At 67.1% G+C, this 10139-nt stretch carries 7 protein-coding genes; 3 read left to right on the top strand and 4 right to left on the bottom strand.

What is annotated here, in order from left to right:
• Nucleotides 1-1793: 4-alpha-glucanotransferase (malQ, locus tag ON04_RS13425; RefSeq protein ID WP_010542147.1), on the bottom strand; the 1793-nt coding region annotated here is incomplete at its 3' end.
• A 135-nt stretch (nucleotides 1794-1928) separates the two neighbouring features.
• On the opposite strand from malQ, the gene ON04_RS13420 reads away from it, so the two are divergent.
• Both ON04_RS13420 and ON04_RS13415 read left to right on the top strand, forming a co-directional pair.
• Nucleotides 1929-3140: an acetyl-CoA C-acetyltransferase gene (locus ON04_RS13420; RefSeq protein ID WP_010542146.1), complete on the top strand. Its 1212-nt coding sequence runs from the start codon at nucleotides 1929-1931 to the stop codon at nucleotides 3138-3140.
• 52 nt (nucleotides 3141-3192) lie between these two features.
• Entirely contained in the window at nucleotides 3193-5370 is a 2178-nt protein-coding gene (locus tag ON04_RS13415) for a 3-hydroxyacyl-CoA dehydrogenase NAD-binding domain-containing protein (protein WP_420795351.1), read from the top strand.
• Between the two features lie 224 nt (nucleotides 5371-5594).
• Here ON04_RS13415 and ON04_RS13410 read toward each other — a convergent pair whose 3' ends face one another.
• Nucleotides 5595-6749 (bottom strand): MalY/PatB family protein, encoded by a 1155-nt coding sequence (locus ON04_RS13410; protein WP_029458430.1) that lies wholly within the window; start codon nucleotides 6747-6749, stop codon nucleotides 5595-5597.
• 401 nt (nucleotides 6750-7150) lie between these two features.
• Between ON04_RS13410 and ON04_RS16770 the strand changes: the two genes are divergently transcribed.
• A complete protein-coding gene (locus tag ON04_RS16770) occupies nucleotides 7151-7732 on the top strand; it encodes a uroporphyrinogen-III synthase (RefSeq protein WP_158217843.1) in 582 nt (193 codons plus the stop codon).
• Here ON04_RS16770 and ON04_RS13400 read toward each other — a convergent pair.
• Together ON04_RS13400 and ON04_RS13395 are read right to left on the bottom strand one after the other, a co-directional pair.
• Nucleotides 7715-8401 carry a DUF3239 domain-containing protein gene (locus ON04_RS13400; protein WP_010542142.1) on the bottom strand — a complete coding sequence of 229 codons (687 nt, stop codon included), beginning with the start codon at nucleotides 8399-8401 and terminating at the stop codon, nucleotides 7715-7717. The two genes, ON04_RS16770 and ON04_RS13400, sit on opposite strands and share 18 nt — an antisense overlap.
• An 18-nt stretch (nucleotides 8402-8419) precedes the next feature.
• The gene (locus tag ON04_RS13395) at nucleotides 8420-10087 is read right to left on the bottom strand and encodes a DNA repair helicase XPB (protein WP_010542141.1); all 1668 of its coding nucleotides are present in this window, start codon (nucleotides 10085-10087) and stop codon (nucleotides 8420-8422) included.
• Nucleotides 10088-10139: the final 52 nt, after the last annotated feature.

Here is a 10139-nt window from a genome sequence, read left to right as displayed (position 1 = left end):
AGACGTCGATATTCCTGGGGGTCGATAGGACCCGAGGCATCTTGCTCAAACCACATCACCGATGTGCCGAGGATTCCTCGGGCTGCCAACTCTTCACGCACACCGGGGGCAACCGTCCCCAGGTCCTCACCGATGACCACCGCGCCCGCGCGCGTTGCTTCTAACGCGAGGACACCGAGCATCGCCTCGTGGTCGTAATGGACGTAGGTTCCCTCGGTGGGAAGCGAGCCCGACGGTATCCACCACAGCCTGAACAGTCCGAGGATGTGGTCGATCCGGATGCCGCCTGCGTCACGAAGCGCGGCACGGACGATGTCGCGAAACTGGCGGTAGCCGCCTTCTGCCAGCGCATCTGGACGCAGCGGTGGCTGTGACCAGTCCTGCCCACGCTGGTTGTAAATATCGGGCGGGGCCCCTACGGAAACCCCACGCGCCAGGGAGGTGTTGAAGACCCATGCGTCGGCACCGGTCGGATGTACTCCCACGGCGAGATCGTGGATGATCCCCAGGCGCATGCCAGCATCTCTCGCGCTCGCCTGTGCGTCTGCGCGTTGCTGCGCGACGGTCCACTGCAACCATTGATGGAACAGCACCTCGTTTGAATAGGCTCGGGCGTGGTCTGCGACGGCGTCCGATTCCGGATTCGAGAGGGCAGCAGGCCACTGTGATGTGTCGGATCCATGCACGCCCGCGATCGAGCACCAGATGGCAAAAGTCGAAAGGTTTTCACCGTGCGTTGTGAGGAACCGATCGAACTGCTCGGCGCGACGGGGCGACATCGGACTATCGAACATGATGCGCAGTGCCTCGAGCTTTCCGGCCCACGAAGCGTCGCGATCGATCGAATCCGCAGAGTTCATTGCCGAGGCTGACGCTGCGAGCTCGTCCACTCGAGCTTTCTCGGTGGACGATAGTGCGCCGTATTCCGGTATCCGCTCGGGCCGGAGATACAGGGGGGCCGCAAAAAGTCGGGACGTCGGCAGGTACGGCGACGGGCTCACCGGGGGGAAGGGTTCGGCCGCATGCATGGGGTTCACCAGAACGAAATCGGCTGCAAGGTCTCGACCTGCCCAGTCGACGAGTTCCGCCAGGTCAGCGAGGTCGCCCATCCCCCAAGACTGTTCGGAACGGATCTGATACAGCTGCGTGGCCAGGCCCACAGCTCGTCGTTCGTCTAAATCGGCGGGGAGGGGAATCCTTGAGGGGTAGACAACGAGCGTTGACTCGATCTGCTGGGGCGCAGGGTGCTGACCACCGTTTGATGCAGACGTGGTGGGGCCCTGCTCAGAGACCTGATCGACGATCGAGACTATCCGGTGCCAGCCGATCGGCAACGACTTCGGAAGACCGAAGCTGATGCGGTCGACCAGGACTCCGTCGATTTCCGCGCATTGTTCACGCGGTGAGCGCGAGGTGCGCGGGTGCAGGGGGAGAGGGGTGTCTGACTCCTCGAGGTGTGCCCACACGCTGACGGTGGCGCCGCGCGGGACATGGACCGAGAACTCGGCGGCCACTGCCTCCTCCGCCACCACGGTCGCAGGCAGGACACGGCGCCATGAGCGCAAACGAAATTCTTCCAGGGCGCGGTGATCGGAGACGGCGCGGTCGTCGTCGTCGTCGTCGTGGCTCTGTTTGTGTTGGTCGGTGACGACCCCCATGGCGGCGAGAACAGCGCGCAGCGTGCGCTCGGAAACGTCGTGGTGAGCGCCGTGCGCGTCAACGTAGCTTGTCGCTACGCCGCAGGCGTCGGCCAGTTCGGCGAGTGCGGAGGGGAAGGCGGTGTCGGCGGTCACAACACCACTGTGCCATCGTGAAGGCCAAGGCGAACGGTCAGCGAAACGGACCATACTCCGAACGTACTGTGCCGAACGCGTAACCTGAAGAAGAACACGTACCAGTTCCGCCCAGAGAAAGGCCGTGGACCACCCATGACCGAGGCATTCATCTACGACGCGATCCGCACACCGCGGGGCAAGGGCAAGCCCGGCGGCGCCCTGCACGGGGTCAAGCCGATCGACCTGGTCGTCGGTCTCATTGACGAGACGCGTCGCCGCTTCCCCGACCTCGACGAGAACCGCATCTCGGACATCATCCTGGGCATCGTCAGCCCGCTCGGAGACCAGGGCATGGACCTGCCGCGCATCGCGGCGCTCGCAGCCAAGATGCCCGACACGGTTGCCGGTGTGCAGATCAACCGCTTCTGCGCGTCCGGTCTGAGCTCAATCAACATGGCAGCGCAGAAGATCCGCTCCGGCTGGGACGAGGTCGTGTTCGCCGGCGGTGTCGAGTCCATGTCGCGCGTGCCGATGGGGAGCGACGGTGGCGCCTGGGCGATGGACCCGGCGACCAACTACGACACCTACTTCTCGCCGCAGGGGATCGGTGCCGACCTCATCGCCACCCTCGAGAACTTCAGCCGCGAGGACGTCGACCGCTACGCCGAGCGCTCACAGCGCCTCGCCGCGCAGGCCTGGGACGAGGGACGGTTCGACAAGTCCGTCGTGCCGGTCAAGGACACCAACGGCCTGACGATCCTCGACCGCGACGAGCACATGCGGCCCGGCACCACCGTCGAGTCGCTGTCCGGGCTCAAGCCGTCGTTCGCCATGGTCGGCGAGATGGGCGGCTTCGACGCGGTCGCACTGCAGAAGTACCACTGGGTCGAAGAGATCAACCACGTTCATCACGGTGGTAACTCGTCGGGCATCGTCGACGGCGCCGCGCTCGTGGTTGTCGGCTCGGAGAAGGCCGGCCAGGAGATGGGGATGACCCCGCGCGCCCGCGTTGTGTCCGCCGCGACCTCCGGCGCCGACACCACGATCATGCTGACCGGGCCCACCCCGGCAGCGAAGAAGGCGCTCGCGACCGCCGGCCTCACCGCGGACGACATCGACCTCTGGGAGCTCAACGAGGCGTTCGCCTCCGTGGTACTCCGCTTCCAGAAGGACATGAACATCCCGGACGAGAAGCTCAACGTCAACGGCGGCGCGATCGCCATGGGCCACCCGCTTGGCGCGACCGGCGCGATGATCACCGGCACCGTGCTCGACGAGCTCGAGCGCACCGGCGGCAAGCGTGCGCTCATCACCCTCTGCGTTGGCGGCGGCATGGGCGTCGCCACCATCATTGAGCGCGTCTGACCCGGCCCACCGACACCAGCCATACAGGAGTAAAAAACCAGTGAGCGAGAATATGTTCCGGTGGGAGCAGGACGGCGACGGCATCGTCACCCTCACCATGGATGACCCCGACCACGGCGCCAACACGATGAACACACGCTTCATCGACGACTTTGACGCGACTGTCTCCAGGATCGAGTCGGAGAAGGACTCGATCAAGGGCGTTGTGCTGACGTCCGCCAAGAAGAGCTTCTTCGGCGGCGGTGACCTCAAGTCCCTGATCAAGGCGAACCTCGACCAGGCCGACGAGCTGTTCGAGCGGTCGATGGCCATCAAGGGCCGCATGCGCGCCCTCGAGACCTGCGGCGTGCCGGTGGTGGCCGCACTCAACGGCGCGGCGCTGGGCGGCGGCCTCGAGCTGGCACTGGCCTGCCACCACCGTGTGATGGCCGATGCCCGGGGCGCCAAGGTCGGCCTGCCCGAGGTCACCCTCGGCCTGCTGCCCGGTGGCGGCGGCATCGTCCGCTCCGTCAGGATGTTCGGTTTGGCCCAGGCCGTGCCCAACATCCTCATGTCGGGTAAGTCCTTCGTCCCGGCCAAGGCGCTCGAGATCGGCCTCGTCGACGAGGTGGTCGAGCCCGAGAAGCTCATCGCCACCGCCAAGGCATGGCTCAAGAGTGATCCCGAGGCGTCGCAGCCGTGGGACCGCAAGGGGTGGAAGCTGCCCGGGGGCACCGTCGACGATCGTTCCGTTGCCGCCGTTCTGCCGTCGTTCCCGGCCAACATGCGCAAGCAGACCAAGGGTGCGCCCTCCCCGGCGCCGCGAGCCATCATGGCCGCTGCGGTGGAGGGGTCGCAGGTCGACTTCGCCACCGCCGAGCAGATCGAGGCCCGCTACTTTGTCTCGCTCGTCACCGGCCCGATCTCGAAGAACATGATCCAGGCGTTCTTCTTCGACATGCAGCACCTCTCGTCCGGCGGTGCCCGGCCCAAGGCCGCTGACGGCTCCGAGATCCCGAAGACAGAGTTCAAGAAGGTCGGCGTGCTCGGCGCCGGCATGATGGGCGCCGGCATCGCCTACGTGTGCGCCAAGGCCGGCATGGAGGTCGTCCTCAAGGACGTCGAGTTGGCCGGCGCCGAGAAGGGTAAGGCCTACTCGGAGAAGATCGAAGCCAAGGCGCTCGAGCGGGGCCGCACCACGCAGGACAAGTCCGACGCTCTGCTGGCCCGCATCACCCCGACCGCCGACCCGCAGGATCTGGCCGGCTGCGACACGGTGATCGAGGCGGTCTTCGAGTCTCCCGACCTGAAGAAGAAGGTGTTCCAGGAGATCGAGGGCATCGTCAACCCGGATGCACTGCTCGGCTCCAACACCTCGACTCTGCCGATCACCGATCTGGCGACGGGCGTCCAGCGTCCCGAGGACTTCATCGGTGTGCACTTCTTCTCGCCGGTCGACAAGATGCAGCTGGTGGAGATCATCAAGGGGGACAAGACGACCCCTGAGACGCTGGCCAAGGCCATCGACCTCACGTTGGCGATCCGCAAGATCCCGATCGTCGTCAACGACTCGCGCGGCTTCTATACCTCGCGTGTCATCGGCACATTCGTCAACGAGGCGATCGGGATGCTCGACGAGGGCATCGATCCGGCCACCATCGAGCAGGCCGGGCGGATCGCCGGTTACCCCGCAGCGCCGCTGCAGCTGTCCGACGAGCTGAACCTCAACCTCATGGTCAAGATCCGTCAGGCCACCCGTGAGGCCGAAGAGGCTGCCGGCAAGGAGTACGTGCCCAGCTCCTCCGACCGCGTGGTACTGAAGATGGTCGAAGAGATCAAGCGGTCCGGCCGTGCAGCCGGTGCCGGCTTCTACGATTACGAAGACGGCAAGCGTACCGGCCTCTGGCCCGGCCTGCGCGAGGCCTTCTCGACCTCGCCGGACAACGCCCCGCCGCTGCAGGACCTGGTGGATCGCATGATCTTCGCCGAGGTTCTCGAGACGCAGAAGTGCGTCGACGAGGGCGTGATCGAGGCCGACGCGGATGCCAACATCGGCTCCATCATCGGTATCGGCTTCCCGGCGTGGACCGGAGGCACGCGCCAGTTCGCCAAGAACTACTCGGAGCCCGAGGCGAAGGAGGCCTCCGGGTACAAGGGCTTTGTCACCCGCGCGGAGGAGCTGGCCGCTAAGTACGGCGAGCGCTTCGCCCCCACCGAGTCGCTGAAGAAGTTGGCGGCGGAGCAGGGCTGACCCCTGTACCCGCGCACACGGCGGTCGTTCCGGATACCCGGGGCGGCCGCCGTCGGCGGTCTGGGGCGGAACGGCATGTGGGGCAGGGCTCGGATGACCAGCTTCAGGCCTATTCGGCGGTCAGGTTTTGTCGTCACCACTGCGGTGCGGCCTGGCGTGTCGTCGCAGTGGTGACGACAAGATCGGTTGTGAGTACGCCCAACCGCCGGGGTGGGTGCCCGGCCTCAGCCGTCGGCGGCCGCGACGCGGCCCATCCGCTTGAAAGCCTCGGTGAGGATCTCCTCCGAGCAAGCGAAGTTCACTCGCGCGAAGCCCTTACCCTGCGGTCCGAAAGCGGGTCCGGGGCTCAGCGCCACCTGGCCAGCGTCAAGGAAGGCCTTGGCAGGGTCGTCGCCAAGTCCGGAGTACCCGCGCAGGTCGATCCAGGCGACGAAACCGGCGTCCGGCCGGCGCCAGCGTGCGCGGGGCAGGTGCTCGGCGAGAAGTGCTTCCATAAGATCGAGGTTGGACGCCAGCGCCGACCGCATGTCTTCCAGCCAGTCGAGGGAGTCCACTAGTGCCGCCTCCCCGGCCAGAGCGCCGAAGTGTCCCACCGCGCCGGACAACGCCGATCGCCGGACCTCGAACTTCGCGGGGTTGCCGTTGATAACGAACGCGCACTTGAGACCAGCGAGATTGAACGCCTTGGACGCCGACGACACGACCAGACCGACCTCGCGGGCGGTGTCGGAGGCGGCGAGAAACGAGTGGAAGTCGACCCCGGGCATGGACAGCGGGGCCCAGATCTCGTCCGAGACCACCACAGCGTCGTCATATCCCGCCACCAAGTCGGCGAGCGCGGCGAGTTCTGCATTTGAGTGCAGCACGCCAGTGGGGTTGTGCGGGTGGCTGAGCAACACACCCCGCGCACCCTCCGCGAGCGCACGCTCGATGCCCGGCAGGTCCAACCGCGGGTCCTCGCCGTCGTGGTCGATCAACGGCACCGCCACCGGGGACATCCCCACACGCCGGATCCACGGCGCGAACGGCATGTAAACAGGCGGGGTGTAGACAACCCCTGCCCCGGCTGGCAGTACCCGTGCAAGGGTCTCGCGCACGCCCACGCCCACATCATTCACCGGGACGACCGACTCCTCGGGCACGTCGAACCCGAACCGGGAGTAATAGCGAGCGCACACCCCGGCGAACCGTTCGATTTCCGTGAAGTACCCCGTGTCGCCGACCTCTACCGCGGCGACCAGTCGCTCCTGTACGGCCGGCGCCAATAGGACATCGGTCTCCGCCACGAACAGCGGCAGCACGGCCTCCGGGTGGGCCTGCCACTTCTCGCTCCGCCGGTTGCGAAGCACGGATTCGGGAACATCGAGGGGAAACGGCACGGCGGATCCTTTCGGCCGGGAAGGAGTGCAGTTCGGCAGGCCACCAGCGTAACGGCCCGAGACCATACACCCGGCCCCGGGCGCGGCGGCTCCGGCGCAGGGCGAGGCGACTTCGGCGCCGAGGTCGGCCATCATGGGGGAGTGACCGACGACGACACCTCCTCCAAATCCGCACGCCCGGCCGAGCAGCCACTTCGCGGCCGCACCGTGGCGGTGACCGCCGCTCGGCGCGCCGAGGAGCAGCGCACCATCCTCGAGCGGCGCGGGGCAACCGTTCTGCACGCCCCCGCGATCAGCACCATCCACCTCGCCGAGGACACGCTCGTGCGGGCCGCCACCGACCGACTGCTCAACGCTCCCGCGGACTTGATGGTCCTCACCACGGCGGCAGGCGTGCGCTGGTGGCTCGAGATTTGCGAGCAGTGGGGTGTGGCGAACCGCGTGGGCCCAAGACGACCGGGGCACTGCGCGGCGCGGGGCTACGTGAATGCGCGTCGGCGGCCAGCGAGGCCAGCCCCGAGTTGCTTGAGATGCTGCTCGCGCGCGGGGTCGACGGGCTCACCGTGGGCGTCCAGGTGCAGGGGACCGGCTCGCACTGGAACCCGATGTCGCCGCTGCTCGACGGCTTGCGAGAGGCCGGAGCCGACGTGGTGGAGTTGCCGATCTACCGCTGGGAACTCCCCGACAACCTGGAGGCCCTCGACGACCTCGTGCGCACCATCGCGCGCGGTGCGGTGGACGGCGTGACCTTCACCTCGGCCCCCGCGGTGGTTGCCGTTCTCGAACGCGCGCGGGCCATCGGAGTGCACGACGAGCTGCTGCAGGCTCTCCGCGGTCCCGTGGTGGCGTTGTGCGTCGGCCCGGTCACCGCTGAACCTCTGGTGGAACTCGATGTGAGGGTGAGCTGCCCCGATCGGATGCGGCTCGGCTCCCTGATGAAGCACGCGACAGCGGTGCTCAGCGACTCAGTCGAGCGGGAGTAGGCCTGTCGGAAGGGCGGTGACCTCGGCGACGCGGTCGAGGTTCTGCCGCAGCCGCTCCCACTCGCCGGCGGGGATCTCTTTCTCCAGGCGGCGCCTGGCGGCTTTGTCCGGCGTCGCCCAGGCGATCGGCAACGGGGAGATGAATTGGTAGAGGTTGTCCTTGCCGCGCGCACTGCGGTTGCCGACCACTGCAACACATGGGATTCGTTCGCCCACCCGCGGCTCGTGACCGGGGATCTGCCCGCAGTTGCGGGCGACGAGCGCCGGCAGTTTGCCGGCGGAACGGTCGACGGTCCTGTCGACCAGTGCCAGCAGGGTCATACCGCGCGGGCGAACCTCCGCGATCATGGCGGGGACCAGCTCTGAGGTGGCGTACGTGTGCTGCATGGAGCCCATCTTGCGGGGGATGTAGGCGACCATCGCCAGGGATCCGAGTGCGAACGCCCCAGCCATCACAGCGACTATCCATCCCCATGCGGCGAACCCGGACCCTACCAGCACGGCGACACCGGCGGCGAGCACGATCACGCCCAGGAGTCCCGCCGACCACTGGAGACGCCGGATCTCGGACAGGCTCTCGTTGTGCTTGCGGACCCAGGCGTCGTCAACGGGGATATCGGCGAGTCGGTATTGCTCGTGCGGGGCACGGGGGGTGCGATCGGCGGCCATGGGCCCAGTATCCCAGGCTCAGCCGACCTCGGGGATCGGCGGCCCCAGCAGGTCGTCGGCGTCGACGATGCGGTACGCGTACCCCTGTTCGGCGAGGAAGCGCTGGCGGTGTGCGGCGTATTCCGCGTCGAGAGTGTCGCGGGAGACCACCGAGTAGAAGTGGGCCTGCCCTCCATCGTGCTTGGGCCGGAGGAGCCGACCGAGCCGCTGTGCCTCCTCCTGCCGTGAGCCGAACGTCCCCGACACCTGCACGGCGACGCTGGCTTCTGGTAGGTCGATGGAGAAGTTGGCGACCTTGGACACCACGAGAGTGGAAATCTCCCCGGCGCGGAAGGCGTTGAACAGTTTCTCCCGCTCCTTATTCGACGTGGAGCCCTGGATGACGGGCGCGTCGAGTTCCGCACCGAGCTCCTCGAGCTGGTCGAGGTAGGCGCCGATCACCAGGGTCGGTGCGCCGGCGTGCCGGGCCAGGATCTTCTTGACCACGGGGATCTTGGTCCGGGCGGTTGAGCACAGCTTGTACTTGTCCTCCGCCTCGGCGGTGGCGTAGAGCATCCGCTCGTTCTCGGTCAGGGTGACCCTCACCTCCACGCAGTCGGCGGGTGCGATCCAGCCCTGCGCCTCGATGTCCTTCCACGGGGCGTCGTAGCGCTTGGGGCCGATGAGGGAGAACACGTCACCCTCGCGTCCGTCTTCGCGCACGAGTGTGGCGGTGAGTCCGAGCCGACGTCGGGACTGCAGGTCCGCGGTCATGCGGAACACGGGCGCGGGCAGCAGATGCACCTCGTCGTAGATCATCAGGCCCCAGTCCTGGGAGTCAAACAGCTCGAGTGCCCGGTGCACGCCCTTGGTCTTGCGGGTGACCACCTGATAGGTGGCGATGGTGACGGGACGGATTTCTTTGCGCTCTCCGGAGTACTCGCCGATCTCGTCTTCGGTCAGCGTGGTGCGGGCGAGGAGCTCGCGCTTCCACTGGCGTCCGGCGACGGTGTTGGTTACCAGGATCAGCGTGGTGGCCTTGGCCCTGGCCATCGCGGCCGCGCCGACCATGGTCTTGCCCGCACCGCACGGGAGTACGACGACGCCCGAGCCGCCGGCCCAGAACGAGTCGGTGGCCATCTGCTGGTAGTCGCGCAGTTCCCACTGCTCGCCTTCGGTGGACAGTGCGATGTCGTGGGCCTCGCCGTCGACATACCCGGCGAGGTCGTCGGCCGGCCAGCCCACCTTGAGTAGTTCCTGCTTGAGCCGGCCGCGCTCAGATGGGTGCACGATCACTGTGTCGGCGTCGATGTCCGCGCCAAGCATCGGGGCGATCTTCTTATGTCGCCGGACCTCGGCCAGCACGGCGGAGTCCAGCGAGACCAGGGTCAGCCCGTGGACGGGACTCTTGACCAGTTGCAGGCGGCCGTAGCGGTCCATGGTATCTGCGATATCGACGAGCAGCGGCTGCGGCACGGGGAAGCGGGAGAACTTGATGAGCACGTCGACGACCTGCTCGGCGTCGTGGCCCGCAGCGCGGGCGTTCCATAGTGCCAGCGGCGTGATCCGGTAGGTGTGGACGTGTTCCGGGGCGCGTTCGAGCTCGGCGAACGGCGCCAGAGCCTGGCGTGCGTCACCGGCCTGCTCGTGGTCGATCTCCAGCAACACGGTCTTGTCGGACTGGACGATCAGTGGTCCACCACTCACTTCGGTCCTCCTCGAGGTTCTCACCGGGTTCGCGTGTGACCCGACCGTCCAT

The organism is Dietzia alimentaria 72, assembly GCF_000226215.1.
Taxonomy (GTDB): Bacteria; Actinomycetota; Actinomycetes; order Mycobacteriales; family Mycobacteriaceae; genus Dietzia; species Dietzia alimentaria.
Note: the sequence above shows the minus strand (reverse complement) of the source record. Positions and strands in the feature narration are given on the sequence as shown.

Excerpts from the sequence above, each read along its gene's own strand:
- ON04_RS13420 (WP_010542146.1), top strand. The coding sequence starts at position 1,929 with ATGACCGAGGCATTCATCTACGACGCGATCCGCACACCGCGGGGCAAG.
- ON04_RS13415 (WP_420795351.1), top strand. The coding sequence starts at position 3,193 with ATGTTCCGGTGGGAGCAGGACGGCGACGGCATCGTCACCCTCACCATG.
- ON04_RS13400 (WP_010542142.1), bottom strand. The coding sequence starts at position 8,401 with ATGGCCGCCGATCGCACCCCCCGTGCCCCGCACGAGCAATACCGACTC.